The 18,061-nt window shown below is 63.9% G+C and carries 15 protein-coding genes; 9 read left to right on the forward strand and 6 right to left on the reverse strand.

The window, feature by feature from the left end; all coding sequences use genetic code 11:
* Positions 1 to 59: 59 nt before the first annotated feature.
* On the forward strand, positions 60 to 1,607 hold the full coding sequence (locus ACKI2N_RS31845) for a metallophosphoesterase (protein ID WP_420998341.1): 1,548 nt from the start codon (positions 60 to 62) through the stop codon (positions 1,605 to 1,607).
* A complete protein-coding gene (locus tag ACKI2N_RS31850) occupies positions 1,604 to 2,926 on the forward strand; it encodes a cytochrome-c peroxidase (RefSeq protein WP_420998340.1) in 1,323 nt (440 codons plus the stop codon). Before ACKI2N_RS31845 ends, ACKI2N_RS31850 begins: the two co-directional genes overlap by 4 nt.
* Before the next feature lie 25 nt (positions 2,927 to 2,951).
* Here the strand turns inward: ACKI2N_RS31850 and ACKI2N_RS31855 are convergent, their stop codons facing one another.
* Positions 2,952 to 3,518 carry a hypothetical protein gene (locus tag ACKI2N_RS31855; RefSeq protein ID WP_420998339.1) on the reverse strand — a complete coding sequence of 189 codons (567 nt, stop codon included), beginning with the start codon at positions 3,516 to 3,518 and terminating at the stop codon, positions 2,952 to 2,954.
* Positions 3,519 to 3,793: 275 nt separating this feature from the next.
* Between ACKI2N_RS31855 and ACKI2N_RS31860 the strand changes: the two genes are divergently transcribed.
* Positions 3,794 to 4,963 carry an MFS transporter gene (locus tag ACKI2N_RS31860; protein ID WP_420998351.1) on the forward strand — a complete coding sequence of 390 codons (1,170 nt, stop codon included), beginning with the start codon at positions 3,794 to 3,796 and terminating at the stop codon, positions 4,961 to 4,963.
* Between the two features lie 44 nt (positions 4,964 to 5,007).
* Positions 5,008 to 5,697, forward strand: coding sequence for a glutathione S-transferase family protein (locus tag ACKI2N_RS31865; RefSeq protein ID WP_420998338.1), 690 nt, complete (start codon positions 5,008 to 5,010; stop codon positions 5,695 to 5,697).
* Between the two features lie 287 nt (positions 5,698 to 5,984).
* On the opposite strand, the gene ACKI2N_RS31870 is transcribed toward ACKI2N_RS31865, so the two are convergent.
* Both ACKI2N_RS31870 and ACKI2N_RS31875 read right to left on the reverse strand, forming a co-directional pair.
* Positions 5,985 to 6,917 carry a fimbrial protein gene (locus ACKI2N_RS31870; protein WP_420998337.1) on the reverse strand — a complete coding sequence of 311 codons (933 nt, stop codon included), beginning with the start codon at positions 6,915 to 6,917 and terminating at the stop codon, positions 5,985 to 5,987.
* 410 nt (positions 6,918 to 7,327) lie between these two features.
* On the reverse strand, positions 7,328 to 7,627 hold the full coding sequence (locus tag ACKI2N_RS31875) for a hypothetical protein (RefSeq protein WP_426990875.1): 300 nt from the start codon (positions 7,625 to 7,627) through the stop codon (positions 7,328 to 7,330).
* Positions 7,628 to 7,635: 8 nt separating this feature from the next.
* Between ACKI2N_RS31875 and ACKI2N_RS31880 the strand changes: the two genes are divergently transcribed.
* Entirely contained in the window at positions 7,636 to 11,172 is a 3,537-nt protein-coding gene (locus ACKI2N_RS31880) for a DEAD/DEAH box helicase (protein WP_420998334.1), read from the forward strand.
* Positions 11,173 to 11,710: 538 nt separating this feature from the next.
* Complete coding sequence (locus ACKI2N_RS31885) at positions 11,711 to 12,439, forward strand: 2OG-Fe(II) oxygenase (RefSeq protein ID WP_420998333.1); 729 nt, start codon at positions 11,711 to 11,713, stop codon at positions 12,437 to 12,439.
* A 24-nt stretch (positions 12,440 to 12,463) separates the two neighbouring features.
* Here ACKI2N_RS31885 and ACKI2N_RS31890 read toward each other — a convergent pair whose 3' ends face one another.
* A complete protein-coding gene (locus tag ACKI2N_RS31890; RefSeq protein WP_420998332.1) occupies positions 12,464 to 13,459 on the reverse strand; it encodes a hypothetical protein in 996 nt (331 codons plus the stop codon).
* Between the two features lie 155 nt (positions 13,460 to 13,614).
* Between ACKI2N_RS31890 and ACKI2N_RS31895 the strand changes: the two genes are divergently transcribed.
* The 3 genes from ACKI2N_RS31895 to ACKI2N_RS31905 are packed head-to-tail and all read left to right on the forward strand — an operon-like array spanning position 13,615 to position 15,570.
* On the forward strand, positions 13,615 to 14,121 hold the full coding sequence (locus ACKI2N_RS31895; protein WP_420998331.1) for a GNAT family N-acetyltransferase: 507 nt from the start codon (positions 13,615 to 13,617) through the stop codon (positions 14,119 to 14,121).
* A 16-nt stretch (positions 14,122 to 14,137) separates the two neighbouring features.
* On the forward strand, positions 14,138 to 14,884 hold the full coding sequence (locus tag ACKI2N_RS31900; RefSeq protein WP_420998330.1) for a phytanoyl-CoA dioxygenase family protein: 747 nt from the start codon (positions 14,138 to 14,140) through the stop codon (positions 14,882 to 14,884).
* A 32-nt stretch (positions 14,885 to 14,916) separates the two neighbouring features.
* Positions 14,917 to 15,570: a hypothetical protein gene (locus ACKI2N_RS31905; RefSeq protein ID WP_420998329.1), complete on the forward strand. Its 654-nt coding sequence runs from the start codon at positions 14,917 to 14,919 to the stop codon at positions 15,568 to 15,570.
* A 6-nt stretch (positions 15,571 to 15,576) separates the two neighbouring features.
* Here ACKI2N_RS31905 and ACKI2N_RS31910 read toward each other — a convergent pair whose 3' ends face one another.
* The gene (locus ACKI2N_RS31910) at positions 15,577 to 16,755 is read right to left on the reverse strand and encodes an aminotransferase class I/II-fold pyridoxal phosphate-dependent enzyme (RefSeq protein WP_420998328.1); all 1,179 of its coding nucleotides are present in this window, start codon (positions 16,753 to 16,755) and stop codon (positions 15,577 to 15,579) included.
* Complete coding sequence (locus ACKI2N_RS31915; RefSeq protein WP_420998349.1) at positions 16,743 to 18,032, reverse strand: O-acetylhomoserine aminocarboxypropyltransferase/cysteine synthase family protein; 1,290 nt, start codon at positions 18,030 to 18,032, stop codon at positions 16,743 to 16,745. The genes ACKI2N_RS31910 and ACKI2N_RS31915 overlap by 13 nt, the downstream gene beginning before the upstream one ends.
* Positions 18,033 to 18,061 lie beyond the last annotated feature (29 nt).

Below are 18,061 nucleotides of genomic sequence, written 5' to 3' on the forward strand. Positions count from 1 at the left end.
TCATCCCTGCGCAATATCCCGTCCCTATAGTCGCGCTCGCCACTAACAGGGAGATAAGAATGGGCACTCACAAGAAGAACCGCCACGCGCGCCTCGGCATGGCCGCCATGCTGGCCGTGCTGGCCGCCGCGGCGGTGCTGCATGGCTGCGGCAGCGACAACCCGGACGCGGCCGCCGCGCCGGCCGCCCCCGCCACGCCCGCCACGCCGGTCGCCCCGGCCGGCGACGCCGCCAGCGCCACCGCCAACATCCAGGCCGCATGGGTCGAGATCGGCGACGGCAACCAGGCCATCGCCCGCGTGATCACCAGCTATGTGGCGCCGGCCACCGCCGGCAGTGCCCCGCCCTCCAACACCGTGTGCCCGCTGCTGACCGTGGACGGCGTGCAGCAGCGCATGGCGCTGCGCGTGGGCGCCGGCACCATGCCGCTGCGCACCACCGCCAGCGCCCCGGCCGATTCCAAGCCCTCGGATTTCCCGGTCTCGGCGTGCGAAGCCACCTTGCCGGCCGGCGCCGCTGCCGCCAGCGTGGCAGGCCAGACCCTGCCGCTGCCCAAGGCCAGTCCCCAGCGCGTGCTGGTGCTGGCCGATACCGGCTGCCGCCTGAAGAAGGCCGACAACGTCTACCAGCCGTGCAGCGACACCACCGCATGGCCGTTCGCCACGCTCGCGGCGAACGCCGCCGCCATGAACCCGGACCTGGTGCTGCATATCGGCGACTACCACTACCGCGAGAACCTGTGCCCGCCGGATGTGGCCGGCTGCCAGGGCACGCCGTGGGGCTATGGCTGGGATACCTGGCAGGCCGACCTGTTCAAGCCCGCCGCCGCGCTGATGGCCAAGGCGCCGTGGGTGATGGTGCGCGGCAACCATGAGGAGTGCGCGCGCGCCGGCCAGGGCTGGTTCCGCTTCCTCGACCCGCGCCCGTACACCGAGGCCCGCTCGTGCAACGACCCGGCCAACGACAACAACGCCAACTACTCCGAGCCCTACACCGTGGCGCTGGGCGCCGACTCGCAGGTCATCGTGTTCGACTCGGCCCGTGCCGGCAAGACCGCGCTGCCGACCAACGACCCGCAGTTCATCGCCTACCAGAAGCAGTTCCAGACCGTGGGCTGGCTGGCCAGCAAGCCGGGCATGGTCAACACCATGTTCACCAACCACCATCCGGTGCTCGGCTTCGCCCCGGTGGCGGGCAACGCGCCGGCGCCGGGCAACCTCGCGCTGCAGTCGGTGATGAGCAACCTCAATGCCCAGGCCTACTACCCGCCGGGCATCCAGGTGGCGCTGCACGGCCACGTGCATGACTTCCAGGCCATCAGCTTCGCTTCCAACCACCCGGCCACCATCGTGTCCGGCAACGGCGGCGACAACCTGGACGTGGCCCTGCCCGATCCGCTCACGCCGGGCGCCGTGCCCGCGCCGGGCACCACCATCGACAAGATCACCCATCACAACAGCTTCGGCTTCCTGATGATGGAGCGCAGCCCGGCGCCCGCCACCGGCTGGACCTTCAAGGCCTACAGCGTGGCCGGCAAGCTGATGGCCACCTGCACGCAGACCGGCACCACGCTGGCCTGCGACAAGACGGGCTTCCTGACGCCGTGACGGCACCGGTTCCCGCCGCCCGCTTTGCCGTTCTGGCCGCGTGCCTGGGGGCCGCCGCGCCCGCCCTCGCCCTCGCAGCAGGTGCCGTGCTGACGCCGGGCGCGCCGCCGGCGGTGGTGGTGGACACCATCGGCAGCGGCACGCCCAAGGTGTCCGCCAAGGTCGACCCGACCGCCGCCGTGTTCCGCCCCGATCCGGCGCTCGCCGCGCTCGGCAAGCGCATTTTCTTCGACACCCGCCTGTCGGAGCCGCGCGGCATGTCCTGCGCCGGCTGCCACGACCCCGCGCGCGCGTTCGCGCCCACGCTCTCGCCCGCCGCGCTGGCGGGGCCGCACGTGCCGCAGGGCAGCCGGCCCGGGCACTTCAGCCTGCGCAACGCGCCCTCGCTGCTGTACGTGCGTTACGTCCCGCGCCGGCACTTCTACCAGGACGACGACGCGCCCTACGCCTCGCCGTTCGGCGGCCTGTTCGCCGACGGCCGCGCCGATACGCTGGCCGAACAGGTGCGCGGCCCGCTGCTCGATCCCGGGGAGATGAACAACGGCACGCCGGCCAGCCTGCTGCGCAAGGTCAGGGGCACCGAGCTGGCGCCCGCGCTGGCCGCGCACTTCGGCCCGGCGGCACAGCGCGATCCCGAGCAGATGATGGTGGCGCTGGGCCGCGCGCTGGAGGCCTACCTGCAAAGCGACGAGATGGCGCCGTTCAGCTCGCGCTTCGACGATTACCTGCGCCGGCGCACGCCGCTGTCGCCGCAGGAAACGCGCGGCCTGGCGCTGTTCAAGAACCCGGACAAGGGCAACTGCATGAGCTGCCACACGCTGGCGGACACCGCCAGCCGGCCCGAGCGCTCCCTGTTCACGGACTTCGGCTACGACGCCATCGCCGTGCCGCGCAACCGCGCGCTGCCCGCCAACCGCGACCCGAAGCATTTCGACAACGGCCTGTGCGACACCGCGCGCCGCCTGCGCTGGCCCGAGCCGGCGCAATGGTGCGGCTACCTGCGCACGCCCGGCCTGCGCAACGTGGCGGTACGCCAGAGCTTCATGCACAACGGCGTGTTCACCACGCTGCGCGACGCGGTGGCGTTCTACAACACGCGCTCGACCGACCCGGGCAAGTGGTACCGCGGCGGCAAGCCCTTCGACGACGTGCCCGCCGCCTACCGCGGCAACGTCAACATCAACTCCATGCCGATGAACCGGCGCGCGGGCGCCGCGCCCGCGCTGACGGAAGCGGAGATCGACGACATCACGGCGTTCCTGCGCACGCTGACCGATGCGCCATATATCAGCGCGATGCCGGCCGCCGGCCAGCCCTAGCCCGGGCCCGGCGGCAGGCCGCGCGCTACAGCGACGCGCACACGGCGTCCGGCTCGAAACCGCGGAATACCTGCTGGGTCGGGTCCGGCGTGGCCACGATCTCGCCCGACGGCGCGCGCAGCAGCCGCAGCACCTGCCCCGCGCAGTTCCTGGCCGCGGCGTTGCGCTGGTAGCGCAACTCGTACTGCCAGCCGGGCAGCGGCACGAAGGACACCCCGATCGCGCAGCGGTAAGGCTGGTCGTCCGCGGCGGAAGCCGCCGCCGCCGTCAGGTAGACACGCTGGCTCGCCGCCAGCCAGCGCTCGCGCGTGCGCGCGGCCGGCTCCGGCGAGATGCCCCACATCTTCAGGTCTTCCTCCTTGCCGATGGCGGCCGCCTGGTGGCCGGTAGCCGCCAGCAGCATCGGCCGCGGCGGCCTGGGGCACTTGCCGGCATCCACCACGCTGAAGGTGGTGTTGTCGTCCGTATTGGTCACCAGCCGCACGCGCGCGGCCGGCACGCCGGCTTCGACCCGATAGCGGGTCACGCAGCCGGCCAGCACGGCGGCCAGCACCAGGCTCGCCAGGACAGCGGATATTCGGACTCTCGGCATGGGCTCGCGGGAATGTGGGCGTCCGTTCAAGCATAGGCGCTCCGGCCGCCGGCGCGCCGCCGGGCAAAACCCGGAGCCGGCCCGCTCATTGACTTCCGTTCCGGTTCGGCCTTACCCTCGCCTGAACCTCCGGCCCGCGCGGCACGCGGTACCGGAAGAAAAACAAAACAATAAGAACAATACAAAGACCGAGACAATTCTTCGTGAGCACCTCCGCGCCTTCCCGCCTTTCCGAACTCCGCCCCGTCCTGCCGATCCTGCTCGGCGCCTCCGTCATGCTGAGCCTGGCCATGGGCCTGCGCCAGAGCCTGGGCATCTTCATGCCGCCGCTGACCAGGGGCATCGGCATCTCGGTGTCCGACTTCACCGTGGCCATCGCGGTGCAGAACCTGGCCTGGGGCCTGCTGCAGCCCATCGCGGGCGCCTGGGCCGCGCGCACCGGCTTCCGGCCGCTGATGATGGCGGGCTCGCTGCTGTACGTGCTGGGGCTGGTCATGCTGGCTACCGCGCAAGGCATCGTCGGTGTCACGCTCGGCGCGGGCGTGGCCATCGGCGCGTCGATGGCCTGCACGGGCAGCGCCATCGCCATGGCGGTGTCCGCGCGGCCGGTGCCGGTGGCGCTGCGCAGCACGGTGCTCGGCATCGTCTCGGGCGCCGGGTCGCTGGGCGCGCTGGTGGCCGCGCCGATCGGGCAGGTGGTGGCGCAGTCGTACGGCTGGCGCGTGGGGCTGGCGGCCTTCGTGGTGCTCGCGCTGGCGATGCTGCCGGCGGCGTGGTTCGCCGGCCGCGTGGACCGCCTGCCGCTGCCGGTGCCGCCGGGCGGCGTGCAGCAGAACGCGCGCGAAGCGCTCGGCACCGCGCTGCACCATACGCCGTTCCTGGTGATGGGCGCGGCTTATTTCGTGTGTGGCATGCAACTGGTGTTCCTGACCACGCACCTGCCCTCCTACCTCGACATCTGCGGCATGGACCCCATGCTCAGCGCCAAGGCGCTCGGCGTGATCGGCGGCTTCAACGTGCTGGGCAGCCTGTTCTTCGGCTGGGCCGGCGGGCGCGTCAACAAGCTGCTGCTGCTCGGCGGCATCTACACCATCCGCTCGCTGGCGCTGACCTGGTATTTCACCTCGCCGCCCACGCCGGGCAGCACGCTGGTGTTTGCCGCCGTGATGGGGTTCCTGTGGCTGGGCGTGGCGCCGCTGGTGGCCGGCTGGATCGCCGAGACCTTCGGCCTGCGCTGGCAGGCCATGCTGGGCGGGGTGGCGTTCTTCAGCCACCAGATCGGCAGCTTCGTCGGCGCCTTCGGCGGCGGGCTGGTCTATGATGCCCTCGGCTCCTACACCCTGGCCTGGCAGATCGGCGTGACGCTGGGGCTGGCCGCCGGGCTGGTACAGATTGCCTTCGCGGTCGTCACGCGGCCGCGCCCGCCGCAGATGGCGGCGACATGACAGCGCGCGGCCCCGCCCGCGCTGAACGGCGAGGAGAAGACGCCATGGCCCTGACGCTGCACTACCATCCCCTGTCCTCGTTCTGCCACAAGGTGCTCATCGCACTCTACGAGAACGGCACGCCTTTCACCGGGCATATCGTCAACCTGGGCGACCCGGACGAGCGCGCGGCGTTCCTCGCGCTGTGGCCGGTCGGCAAGTTCCCGGTGCTGCGCGACGAGGCACGCGCGCTGACCGTGCCGGAGAGCACCGTGATCATCGAATACCTGGACCGCCACTACCCCGGCAGCCGGCCGCTGCTGCCCGCCGGCGGGGACGAGCAGCGCGAAGCGCGGCTGTGGGACCGCCTTTTCGATCTCTACGTGCACCTGCCGATGCAGAAGATCGTCGGCGACTGCCTGCGGCCGGAAGCCGAGCGCGACGCGCGCGGCGTGGCGGATGCGCGCGCCGCCTTGCGCACCGCCTACGACCTGGCCGACAAGCACCTGGCGGGACGGCGCTGGGCCGCCGGGGAACGGTTCTCGCTGGCCGACTGCTCGGCCACGCCGGCGTTGTTCTACGCGGGCATCGCGCAGCCGTTCACGGGCACGCACCCGCGCCTCGCGGCGTATTTCGAGCGGCTGGCGGGCAGGCCGAGCGTGCAGCGCGTGCTTGCCGAAGCCCGGCCCTACTTCGCCATGTTTCCCATGGCGGACAAGATTCCGCAGCGCTTCCTGGCAGGACCGGCGCGCTGAAGCGCGTCCGCGGCGCGGCGCGGCCGGGACTCCCCGCGCGCCGTGCGGCGGCGGCTTCAAAGCCGGGATTAGGCGGAATTGGCGGCGCTGCTCGGCGTTTTGAACCGGCCGCGCTTTGCTTAAGATGCCGGGGTGCCTTCGACAGGGGCACTGCGCCCCCGAACATCAGTCCTATCCGCCCCGCGCACGTCCCGCTGCGCGGGGCGCTTTTTTGCGCGGCGCCGGGCCGGACGAGGCGCCGCCACGGCCGTCGGCGAACCGATGCGCGGGGACTGCCTGCGCCATACCTATTGATAATCGACCAGCACGGTGGCGGCGCCGGTGATGCTGCCCGCCGTGACCGACTCGCCGGTCTGGAGATAGGCCGCCTTCATCGGGATCGAATACGATCCTCCGGTCGCCTTGCTGTACGCGCTCACCGGCTTCGACTCCCTGAACGTCACCGGCGTGCCCGCATCGTCCATCAGCCTGATGTGGACTCCGCCCGCGGTGGAACCCTGGCCCGCGGGCAGCGCGCCGGGGGCATTGGCGACCATGCCGCCGACCGGGTCGAGTGCATAGCCGACCCGGTTGTAGCCGGGCGGGCAGTTGTTCAGCCGCACCTCGAAACCGGTCTCGCCGGTCGAACTGCCGATGCCCGTCAGCGACCGCTTCTGCGCCGGCGGCAGGTTGACGGTCTGGTCGGGCGTCCGGCAGGTGCCGGCGATGGGCTTGACATTGCCGCCCAGCCGGATCTTGGCATAGACGGTATTGGAAGAGTCATAGCATTGACTGAACCCTCCCGCGATAGGAGAGCAGAGGTTCAGGTAAGTTGACGCGGCTCCCCCCAGAGTGCCGGAAGCCATCGTGCCCGCCATGCGTATCAGCTGCACTTCCAGGGGCTGGGAAATCGTCGCCGCCGGAGATATCGTGCCGCTGGTCAGGGGAGCCCCGTTGACCACGAACTGGACGCCGATCCCCGTGACGCCGGTGCGGGTGACAGGCCCCGACACGAAGGATTCGCCATTCCAGATCCATATCGTGGCTTGCGGCAACGGGCAGGTCGCCGCGCCGCAGAGTTGCTGCGGCGAAAAACTGGTGCGCGCCAGCACCGTGCCCTCGGTCGAGGTGGCCGGGAAAGCCAGGTCCCGTCCGAAGGCCGTCACCTCGATTGTTGCTGCCAGGGCATGTGCCGGTACCAGCAGCATGCCGGCAAAGGCGGCCACGATGGTGTACGCCAATCGAGCGCTCCGCCCGCGCCCTCGCTTATCGCATTTCATTGTCTGAATCCTCGGATGATGGCCCGCGCACAGCGGCGCGAACGATGATTTGCCGCCAGTATCCGGGAAGAGTCCGATGCAATATATGGGACAAGTACCAAATGTGACACGGCTATTGCGTCGATGTAGTGGGTGGTCTGCCTGCCGCCAACGCCGCATGATGAGCAGGCTGGCGCAGCACGGCCGGCATGCCCCCAAGCACCGGACCTGCGCGTAACCTCACAACACAACGTCGGCATGCCTCACTGTCGCGCAGGCGCTACTGTCGTGGCCACCATCAGCGACATACCGGACTCAGGTCTCTGGCTCCCACGGCCGGCGGACAAACCACACATAGACGCCCATCTTGTCCACTGGTGAGGCGTACCGCCTCATACCGACGTCCGAACTCGCCAGCAGATGAATTCATCAGCTCTGAATTCGGCGCTATCCCCCGTTACCGGGACTTCGAAATAAGCACCGTCCTGAAGACCGGCCAAAAGCTCATCACGAATTTCCTTCGTGCGCTCCTCAACGCGTGCGGGATTTTTTTCGTTTCCCCGAGTAATATCGTCAAGCCGGTAGCTGCGATGCTCTTCCACCTCGTGATCAGCAAACGCCTGCATCGCTTCCCGATCCAGCTTTGGAAGATAGGCCCCCACAAGTTGCCGTTTAGCGGGCCGCTGCCCCATGCTTCAAGATGAAAATCGCCGCCAACCTCAGCCGCATCGTCGCGATGCAATCCGCTTGCGCTCGCGGCAGTCAAACACACCGCGACCTTGGCATGTTGGCCGCTGCGCTGCAGGCGTGGCAATCGGCAATGGGCGACAGGAGGAGCGGGGCGACGCCACACCGGACCAGAGGGGTAATTACGGCGACGGAGATGATCTGTATACTTTGGCGCATCCCGGCTACCGTGACATATGCGATGGCGCAGCGATTCGAAGGCTCCCTCCCGGAGCGGTTTCATCTCTCTGGCAGTATTGGCAGTAGTGTGATCCAGCAACTGCGGACCGAGTCGATACGCAGTGGCCTGGATGTTGAAGCAGAGACCGACGCACGGGGGCGCGTGGTGGCATTCGATGTCGTGACGCCTAGTGGCGAGCGCATCCGTGTGCTACCCAGCGGTGCGGATCCGGAAGAGGTCGGCACGCCTGTGCTGGTGACCCCCAAATCGGGTTTTCCCCAAGACGGAGCAGGATGGGATCTGGCGTCGCACCGTGGCGTGCGCTGGCTGTCGCCGCTGCCGCAGGCGGCCGACCTCGTGGACGCTGAAGCCGCACGATACCGTCGCGACGCTGTGCTGCAAAGCTGGCGGGATCAGTTTGCCTTTCGCGAGGAGGAAGTGCTGGCGGATGGTGCCGTGTCGCCGGGCCTGCGCGGTCCCCAGATTGGCGCGTTGCACGCGGTGCTTGCGCACTGGAAGGTGTCCGACCACCCGGCCACCGTGGTCATGCCAACCGGTACCGGCAAGACGGAAACTATGCTGGCGCTGCTCGTGGCGCGGCGGATTCCGCGCCTGCTCGTCGTGGTGCCCTCTGATGCGCTGCGCGAGCAGATCGGACGCAAGTTCCTGACACTTGGCTGGTTGAAGGCGTTCAACATCGTCGGCGAGGCGGCGCATCTGCCCGTCGTCGGCATGCTCACGGAGATGCCGCGCTCCCGGGAAGACGCCGATCGCATTCTGATGCAGTGCAACGTCCTGGTCACGACGATGGCAATCGCGAACGGCATGAGTCTGCGCGACGATGCGCTGACGCAATGGGCGTCGCACGTGTTCATCGACGAGGCTCATCATGTTGCGGCGCGCACTTGGGATGCCTTCAAGGCTCGCATGGCGACCGCCCGTATCCTGCAGTTCACCGCGACCCCCTTCCGTCAGGACGGCAAGCTCGTGGACGGCAAGATCATTTTCAACTATCCCCTTCGCCGGGCGCAGGCAGAGGGCTACTTTCGTGCCGTGACGTTCCGGCCGGTGATGGAATTCGATCCGCGGCGTGCCGACGCAGCGATCTGCGCAGCGGCCATCGAGGTGCTCGATCGGGACCGCGCCGCGGGCCATGATCACCTGGTGATGGCACGTACCGCCTCGATTTCGGGGGCTGAGCGGCTGCATGCAATCTACCAGCAGATGGCGCCTGAGCACCACCCCGTGCTGTTGCACAGTCGGCAGGGGGCCCGCGCCCGACAGGCGGGTCTCGCCGCTTTGCATTCCCGTGCCTCGAGAATCGTCGTGTGCGTCGACATGCTCGGTGAAGGCTTCGACCTGCCGGCCCTCAAGATCGCGGCTTTGCACGACATGCACAAGAGCCTAGCGATCACGCTGCAGTTTACCGGCCGCTTCACGCGTTCGGCGCATGGCATTGGCGAGGCCACTGTAATTGCCAATATTGCCGATGCCAACGTCGAGCAGAAGCTGCAGGACCTCTACGCCGAGGATGCGGACTGGAACGAACTGCTGCGCAAGCTCAGCGAAGGGGCGACCCAACGCGAAGTGCGCCGTTCGGATTTCGTCGACGGGTTCCGGGAAGCCAACCCGGTCATCTCGCTGCAGAACATCTTCCCCAAGATGAGTGCTGTGGTCTTCAAGACCGACTGCGCGGCGTGGCAGCCCGAGGACATCGTGAGGAAATTTCCCGCCGGCCGGCTGTATGCCGGCCCATACATCAATCGCGAGGCGCGCACCCTAATCGTCGTCGCTCGCGACCAGCTCCCGGTGCCCTGGGGCGACATTCGCGATCTCAAGGAAACGTTCTGGCATTTGTACCTGCTGCACTGGGACGCGAACAGCGGCCTGCTGTTCATCAACAGTTCAGACAACAGCTCCGTGCACGAGGATCTGGCGATGGTGGTGGCCGGCGATACGGCGCGATTGATTCGCGGCGAGACGATCTTCCGGTCGATGCACGGTCTGAACCGCTTCGTGATCATGAGTCTGGGCTTGCGGCATCTGCTGAACCGCAACATCCAGTTTTCCATGCACAACGGTGCCGACGTGGGCCAGGCCCTCGCCACGGCCATGCGGGAGAACAAGGCCAAATCAAACCTGTTTGGCAAGGGCTTCGAGCATGGTGAGCCGGTCACGTTTGGGTGTTCTCAGAAGGGTCGAGTGTGGTCGCACCGGATAGCCTACGACCTATCCGACTGGGTCGACTGGTGCCATGGCGTCGGAGCCAAACTCAATGATGCAACCATTGCGACTGAGGACGTGTTCCGCAACGTTGTGGTACCGCGGGAAGTCTCCGGACGTCCGGAGACAGTCGCCATCGCGGTGGAATGGCATCCTGAACTGCTCGCACGGCCGCACGAGCGGGTATTGATCCAGATGGGGCAGCAGGAGGCTTCTCTCTATGACGTCGGTTTGGCGATCACCTCCCACAAATTGGCCGGACCAGTACGGTTTGCTGTGGTGGTCGACGAGATTGGCGCTGCGGCCGAGTACGAGGTCCTGATTACCGATGGGCGTGCGGCGTTTGTCCAGGTGTCGGGCCCAGAGGCCAGCATCTCGGCGCGGCGCGGGGTATTAAGCCCCCTGACTGAGTGGTTTGCCGAAAACCCGCCGACGGTTTATTTTGCCGATGGCACGCTGATGGTGGGCAACGAACTATTCCCGCTTCCGGATGCACACCGGCGCGTGCCGTTCCCGCGGGAACGCATCCTGACATGGGACTGGGCGGGGACCGACATCCGCATGGAGTCGCAACGCGAGGAACGTCGCCCGGCATCGATTCAACGCAAGGTGATTCTGGCCTTGCTCGCGGAGCCTGCTGTGACCCGCTTCGACGTAGTCTTCGACGATGACGGATCGGGCGAGATTGCCGATGTGGTCGCGCTGCGGGTGACTGGGCACACGCTCCTCGTGCGCCTGTATCACTGCAAGTTTTCGAGCGAAGACACGGCCGGGGCGCGCGTCAAGGATCTCTACGAGGTGTGCGGCCAGGCGCAACGCAGTGTGAGCTGGAAGGGCATGGCAGCAAGAATGCTGGACCGAATGCGCCGGCGCGAGATCGAGCGCAACCAGCAGGGCGGTACCCGCCTGGATCAGGGCGAACTGGCGACGCTGCACGACATCGCGCGCCGGCTCAACACGCTGTCGGTCGACCTGGAAATCTTTGCCGTGCAGCCCGGGCTGTCCAAGCGGGCGGTGAGTCGGTCACAGTTGGCCCTGCTGGGCGTGACGGAGAACTATCTGCGGGAGACCTACGACGCGCCATTCTGGCTCATCGCCCATCCGTAAGGCGTAGCGGCCATGGCGGCTTGGAGTCCGAGGTACTTCGAGGCGCACGCCAGATGCGGTCGCCTGCAGGCTCAGGTCGCGCGCAGGGTCTGTCATTTGCATAGCGCTATCTGACAGATGTCCGGAGCCGAAACCATCGCATTCATTCAAGATTCTGCAGGCATCCGCCTTCTTGGACCACGCCAATATGCAGAGTTATAGCCGAAGCCTCCCCATTGTTTTTTCGATAAAAGCAACGTCGCAACTATTTGCAACCTCTTCGAGAATCAGTTACCTGTACGCCGGCGCGAGCCCGATACGCACTGGACCTGTCCACTGCCCGCACTGCTGCTCAACGCGAGGCTAGCGCAGCGGCTGGTGGTCCTGCTACCGCCCTCTAGAAACAACAGCCCTAGTCGTCAAGACGAGTCGCTTTTCAATAGCCTGCTAAACAACCATAAAATTTGTAGGATATGTGGATAGTCCTCTACATCGATTTCAGGGAAATCGATGTCTTTGCCTACCTCTCATTCTCGGAGCGCCGATGGGATATCAATTCATGATCCCCAAGATGGAATCTGCCATGATGCCGGTACCCTGCTGGATCCAACGACCTGAAGTCCAGCAAGCCACGATCTTATCGGCGGAATCGGCTCACACGTTGGCGGAGATTGTCATGAATGCCCATCACTTGGGCCACAGCGTCAACTCGCGCACCAGATATGCAAGCCAAGCGAAGTGGGACATTAACATGAAGTTTCGCAGCTCCAGAAATATACCGACAAGACTCGACGGCCTTGAGCACGGCTTCAACACAATGCAGACCTTCGCCGAGCGATCGATGCCGGCCTTCGGTTTAAGCGAAGACCTGCATACACTTGTTCCCGTAGACGATCAATGTCTGCTATACGAAACAGGTGACTATGTTCGCGATCACGCCGACGACAGTGCACTGGTCCATGCAGAACATGGCTGTCAAGTCTGGCGCGCCGTCAAACCCGATCGCCATCTCGTCGGAATCGTTTGGCTGACATCACAGTGCGAGGATGTAGTCCCTACATGCGGAGAAATAAGAGGTTACGCCTTTTCGGGCGGAGAGCTTCGCGTCAATTCGTTGATTGAAACCGACACCGGCCTCCCCCTCTGTGTTCGCCCTCAAGCAGGCACGATGGTTCTATTCCCTGCGTCTCCTTGGTTCCGACATGAGGTTCTACCAGTGCGCGGCGGGACGCGTGTTGCCTTGACGCGCTGGTGGAAAGTCTGCGCTAAGGATTCCACCGATCACTGAACGACTCCCCATACCATATCAGTGTTAGGCGAACAATTGGCCGAACATGACGGCATATCCCTCTGGGGGCATCAGCGAATTGGTGTTCATTTCCAACCACCAGATCTGCCCATGCTCGTCAAGCATAGCATCACAAGTGAGCATGACAGGGAACTGGTACGTCTGCCATGTCAGTTTGACCAGCGCCTCGCCCATCGCGCTCAACTGATCGCCCGCCACCTTCTGGAGCATTGCCAACTGACTGTCCGACTGCGATGACGTACGACCTGACCTCATATAGACACGTGAGTACCGATAGTCAATCCAGTATTCCTGGCCCTCCGGCGGCACCGCATCGAGTGTGACGCCCTGATACGCGAGACATTGCTTAACAAAAGCCATCTCCGAGAACGTCTCAAGCGTTTCGCCGGCACGCTGGAGACGCTCACGCAGCAGCCTTTCGACACTGCGCGAGCCATCACAGACCAGCTTCGGAAAATCTTGCGCATGCGCAAAGAACGGGGTCTTTCCCCAGAACCACACCTTGAGCATCTTCCCCGGAACAAATTGCTCGACGAAAGTCGTGCCCCCCTTTTCCTGAAAGCGCGGCGACGTAAGATCGATGGGAGTGCCCGCGCGGAATGGACCCGCCAGTTCATAGCCAAACGAACCGACCGACCCTTTCAGAAGGTAGTCGAAATCTGGCACGCCATCGCCCAGTGTCAGCATCGCCGGTGTTCGGATGGCCTCGGAGGCCAGATACCGCTTGAACAGCAGCTTGTCGGTGGAGTGCGGGTGCTGGAGGGTGCGATACGGACGCCAACCGCCGAAACGGATTGCATCGTCGGTCAGCGTGGAAAAATGGACGAACTTTCCATCAATTTCGCCCTGAAACAACGGATGGAAGAGGTAGTAGCGGTTCCGGTGCTTGATTTCAAGCGTGAAATCTTTGGGATTCATCGTCGCCTGTGCGCCCGATTCCGCTAGCCACCGCTGGACAGCGCGAAAATGATTGAACGTTACCGTGAGATAGATTGCCATTGTAAGCAGACCGGAATGAATTTTTTAATATCGACGCTATGCCTCATCATTGTCGCACGATATTTACATTGTCAGGAAGACGATTTTATACGCCAGAAAACTAAATCATTCTTGAATCCAGCGGATATATTATGCGTGAACGATGGGAGGGTAACGTGAGACAGAAATCCATCCAAATCCGCGAGCTTACTCAGGACGACTCACTCGAAGAACTGACCAGCCTGATCAACCGGGCCTATGCACCAGTCGCGGCGATGGGATATCGCCTAGCCGGAACATATCAAGATGTCGAGCAAACGCGCCGCCGGGTTTCGCGCGGAACATGCTTTATCGCCGTGCTCGACGGGGTCATTGTAGGCACAATGTCCATCTGTCCCGGTTTTCCAAATGAGACGTGCGCGTATTTGGCACGCCCAAACCTCGCATACCGTTACCAATTCGCGGTCGCGGAAGAGCTGCAAGGGCTCGGGATCGGTTTTATGCTCAGAAAACAGATAGAGTTTTTCGCGCGCGACCATGGGTTCACTGAACTCGGTACGGATACCGCTGAAGGTCACACCGAGCGACTCGATTCAATGACCAGGGAAGGTTATGTCAAGGTGGACAGAATTCAATGGCCAGGGGAAGATTTCTTCAGCATTGTGATGGTACGTCAATTGTAGGGTTGGGATGCCGCCGATGAATCGTCTAGTCCACTGCGTTGCGACTTTTATGAATGAAGGCCACATTCATGTACCGCAACTGATCGGGGCCGCGGGTATCAGCTCAGCTCGGACGGTACTGAAGCGAATGGACGATCAGCCCTATCAATCTGGGCGCATGGCTCATCGAATGCTGCGGCCCAAAGGCGAGGATTTCATGGATCTTGCCCCACTTCTTTTCCATTCGGGACTGATTGCAATAGCCGATGCCATTCTGGGCTCGCAATGCCGCATCAGCATGATCGAATTCGGCGTGACAGATCCCGAAGACCCGGAGCAGCGTGGCCCAGGCGATCCCCACGCATTTGGGTACTTCTACTTGGGCAACATGGGAGCGCATCGCGATGGCGGGTGGATCGAGGACGATCTCAGCATCGACAACCCGCCGATGCTGACGTTCAAGGCCGCAATCTGGCTGGACGATGTTGCACTGCACGGAGGCAATCTGCTGCTCTATCCTGGCACGCACAAGCTGTCGCCCCAGGATATCCGGAAACTCGACCTTGAACGTGCCCCGCAACAGGCTATCGTGGCGCGCGCGGGTGACGTTACATTCTTCGACCGCCGTCTGTTGCACTCACGCACGTGGAACCAAAGTCGTTCGACGCGACGGGTGGTGTTCGCAGAATTCTCTGTGCCCTGGATTCGCCGCAAGCAAGACTGGCACTTGACATCCAAACACCTGGAAGGCTTGTCTGAGATGCAGACACGCCTGATCAGTTGAAAACACCCACATCGATCCACACGACTGCCCCAATGGAAAATCCGTTCCAACAGTTCAAGTCTCGCGGTTTTGCTCGCATTCTTCCTGAAGCTGACTGGCTGGATGGCATGCCCTCGCGGGCAGCGCTCCGGCATGTGGCAACCCGACCTGACATACTGGCCACCATGTGTCGGCTGCTTGGGCCCAATATCTCGGTTCGCCGCGGGTTGACGCTGCCTGACAGCCTGCTGTCTGCCGCCATGGGGCCGTGGGAAACAGATCCGTACGCGCCCAATGCCGATGCCCCCATGTATTCCGTCGCGGCTATTGTCTGTACCGAAGCCAGCACCGATGAGAACGGCGAAGGCAGGATTGCGCTACGCGCCGGCGAAGTGGTGCTGGTCGACCGACGGATCTCGCAGGCGCTTGCAGCCGCCACCTCGGTCGACGTCGGTCGGGGCTTCTATATCGAGTACGCATTTCGCTGGCTGGCGCCCTGTCCCACACAACCACCGATATCGCTGGACGACACCCCGTCCGACATCGAACGTCAGTTGTTTGTCAACCATGGATACTGGAACACGTTCGGCCCGCAGGCAATGGATGTGCCGCTGGTCACCTGGATGCACACGGCCGGTGTCATGCAGCGCTACCCCGGTCTCCTGCGGTTCAACCCGCCGGCGACGGCTCCGCGCTATCAAGTTTGAATACAACTACAGGCGAGCCAGTGCCTGATCGATATCCGCGATCAGGTCCGAAGTGGCCTCAAGCCCCACGCTGAGCCGGACGAGCTCTCCTTCCAACTCCCGCAAAGTCGCCACGCTCTTACCGTACGAGACTGCCAGGCTAACCGGGCCTCCCCAGCTGAATCCGATCCGGAACAGTCGCAGGCCGTCGACGAACCGGTCGACATCCTCTTGCTTGTAGCGCACATCGAATACAACGCTGAAGATGCCCGCCGCCGCACCGCAATCGCGCGCCCAGAATGCATGGCCGACGGAATCCTTCAGTGCCGGATGCATGACACGAGCCACCTTTCCGTTGCGGCGCAGGTGTTCGGCAATCTGGCGGGCACTTCGGTCGTGAGCGTGATATCGCAAGGACAGTGTCAGCAGACCCTTCAGTACCGATTCCGCATCTGGTCCGGACACATTGAGCCCCAGGCGCATATAGCAGAGCTTCAGTGCGTCATAGAGTGCCTTGTCCCGGACAGTGATTGCGCCCATGACCACGTCGGCGCCTCCACTGGCATACTTCGTCAACGCGTGCACCGAGATGTCGATACCGAAATCGAACGGTGAAAACGCGATACCTGCTCCCCAGGCGTTGTCCAAGGCCACCAGCGCACCGTGTTCATGTGCCAGCGCCACGAGCGCTGGCAGATCAGGATACTCGAACGTCATCGAACAGGGCGCCTCAATCCAGACCAACCGGGTACGCTTCGTGAAATGCAGCGAAGCGAGATCCGTCGGATCGTAAATTGACACGTTGACTCCCCAGCTCATCAACTCCTGTGTAATGAACGTGCGGTTGGCACCGTAGACATTGATCGGTACCAGCAACTCGTCGCCCGGCTTGAGTAGTGTCATGTAGACCAGGGCGATGGCATTGAGCCCACTGGGGCACACCAGGCAGTGGTTGCCACCCTCAAGCTGAGCCACCCTGGCCTCCAGGGCAAAGGTGGTCGGCGTACCGTGCGGCCCATAGACATATCCGGACTTTCCGGTCCAGTCACGCTCGCGCCATGCCTGCATGCTCGAAAAAAACACACTGGAAGCACGGTACGTTCCCGGGTGTACGGCGTCGAACTGGGACGCCGCGACGTGCGGGGCATGGAGCAACGCGGTCTCTGGCTTCATTGTCACGTCGGGTGCTCCCTTCAGGCGACGCATTGATACAGAGCCTGGTCCAGATCGGTCAGCAGGTCTTCGATATGCTCTATGCCGACGGACAAACGCACGAGCTCTTCACTGACTCCACTCTTACGGAGGTCTTCCGGCGATAGCTTGCGATGCGTGGTCGACGCGGGATGGCAGACCAGTGTCTTACAGTCACCGATGTTGGTCGAGCGCCGGATCAGCGTCAATGCGTCCTGCAGTCGCGCACCAGCCTCGCATCCGCCCTTGATACCAAAACTAAGCACGCCCGATGCGCGTCCGCCCATATACTGCTTCGCGCGCTCATGGTCGGGATGATTCGGCAGCGCTGGATAGCTGACCCACGACACGGCTGGGTGCTCAAGCAGGAAGCGGCCGACGATGCCGGCATTGAAGCAGATGCGGTCCATGCGCACGGCCAGCGTCTCGATTCCCATCGCGATCATGCATGCGGACGTCGGCGGCAGCACCGCGCCCATAGTGCGCAACTGTACCTCGGTGCAGCGACCGATAAATGCCGCGTCACCATAGGCTTCGGTGAAAATCTTGCCGTGGCTGCTTTCGTCCGGCCGCGTCAGCTTCGGAAACCGGCCGGAATGATTGGTCCATGGGAAGCGGCCCGCATCGACCACCACTCCGCCCAGCGTCGCGCCGTGGCCGCCCATGTATTTCGTCATTGAATGTACGACAATATCCGCGCCGTGTTCGAAGGGACGGCACAGATATGGCGTAGCGATCGTGTTGTCGACGATCAGCGGCAGCCCGTGCCTGTGAGCAAGCTCGGCCATAGCAGCCAGATCGGCGACGTGCCCCGATGGGTTCGCGATCGACTCGCAAAAGATGGCCTTGGTGTTGTCATCGATCAGTTGCTCACAGCGGTCAAGGTCACGGTATTCGAAGAAATTTGCCTGGATGCCGTATTGGGGCAAGGTGTAGGCTAGCAAGCCATACGTAGTGCCATAGAGCGAACTGGCCGCAACAATATTGTCGCCCACGCCAGCGATTGTCATGAATGTGGCTGCCACGGCCGCCTGGCCGGAACCCAGGGCCAATGCGCCAACGCCCTGTTCAAGCGTGTTCACGCGCTGCTCTAGCGCCTGGACGGTAGGATTTCCTAGCCGGCTATAGATAAAACCTTCCGCCTTGCCGTCGAACAGATCGGCCGAATGCTGCGTGTCGTCGAAGGCAAACGCGGCGGTCTGGTAAATCGGCATTGCCACCGAACGCGTATGGGGGTCCGGATCGTAACCGGCATGCACCGCGGAAGTTTCGAATCGCCAGAGTCGTTCCATATCTCGGTCTTTATTGAGGTCGACGACAT

The sequence above is a fragment of the Cupriavidus sp. 30B13 genome, assembly GCF_049059565.2.
In the GTDB taxonomy this organism is placed as follows: Bacteria; Pseudomonadota; Gammaproteobacteria; order Burkholderiales; family Burkholderiaceae; genus Cupriavidus.

Excerpts from the sequence above, each read along its gene's own strand:
- ACKI2N_RS31845 (WP_420998341.1), top strand. The coding sequence starts at position 60 with ATGGGCACTCACAAGAAGAACCGCCACGCGCGCCTCGGCATGGCCGCC.
- ACKI2N_RS31855 (WP_420998339.1), bottom strand. The coding sequence starts at position 3,518 with ATGCCGAGAGTCCGAATATCCGCTGTCCTGGCGAGCCTGGTGCTGGCC.
- ACKI2N_RS31860 (WP_420998351.1), top strand. The coding sequence starts at position 3,794 with ATGCTGAGCCTGGCCATGGGCCTGCGCCAGAGCCTGGGCATCTTCATG.
- ACKI2N_RS31865 (WP_420998338.1), top strand. The coding sequence starts at position 5,008 with ATGGCCCTGACGCTGCACTACCATCCCCTGTCCTCGTTCTGCCACAAG.
- ACKI2N_RS31875 (WP_426990875.1), bottom strand. The coding sequence starts at position 7,627 with ATGGGGCAGCGGCCCGCTAAACGGCAACTTGTGGGGGCCTATCTTCCA.
- ACKI2N_RS31880 (WP_420998334.1), top strand. The coding sequence starts at position 7,636 with ATGAAAATCGCCGCCAACCTCAGCCGCATCGTCGCGATGCAATCCGCT.
- ACKI2N_RS31885 (WP_420998333.1), top strand. The coding sequence starts at position 11,711 with ATGATCCCCAAGATGGAATCTGCCATGATGCCGGTACCCTGCTGGATC.
- ACKI2N_RS31890 (WP_420998332.1), bottom strand. The coding sequence starts at position 13,459 with ATGGCAATCTATCTCACGGTAACGTTCAATCATTTTCGCGCTGTCCAG.
- ACKI2N_RS31900 (WP_420998330.1), top strand. The coding sequence starts at position 14,138 with ATGAATCGTCTAGTCCACTGCGTTGCGACTTTTATGAATGAAGGCCAC.
- ACKI2N_RS31905 (WP_420998329.1), top strand. The coding sequence starts at position 14,917 with ATGGAAAATCCGTTCCAACAGTTCAAGTCTCGCGGTTTTGCTCGCATT.
- ACKI2N_RS31910 (WP_420998328.1), bottom strand. The coding sequence starts at position 16,755 with ATGCGTCGCCTGAAGGGAGCACCCGACGTGACAATGAAGCCAGAGACC.
- ACKI2N_RS31915 (WP_420998349.1), bottom strand. The coding sequence starts at position 18,032 with ATGGAACGACTCTGGCGATTCGAAACTTCCGCGGTGCATGCCGGTTAC.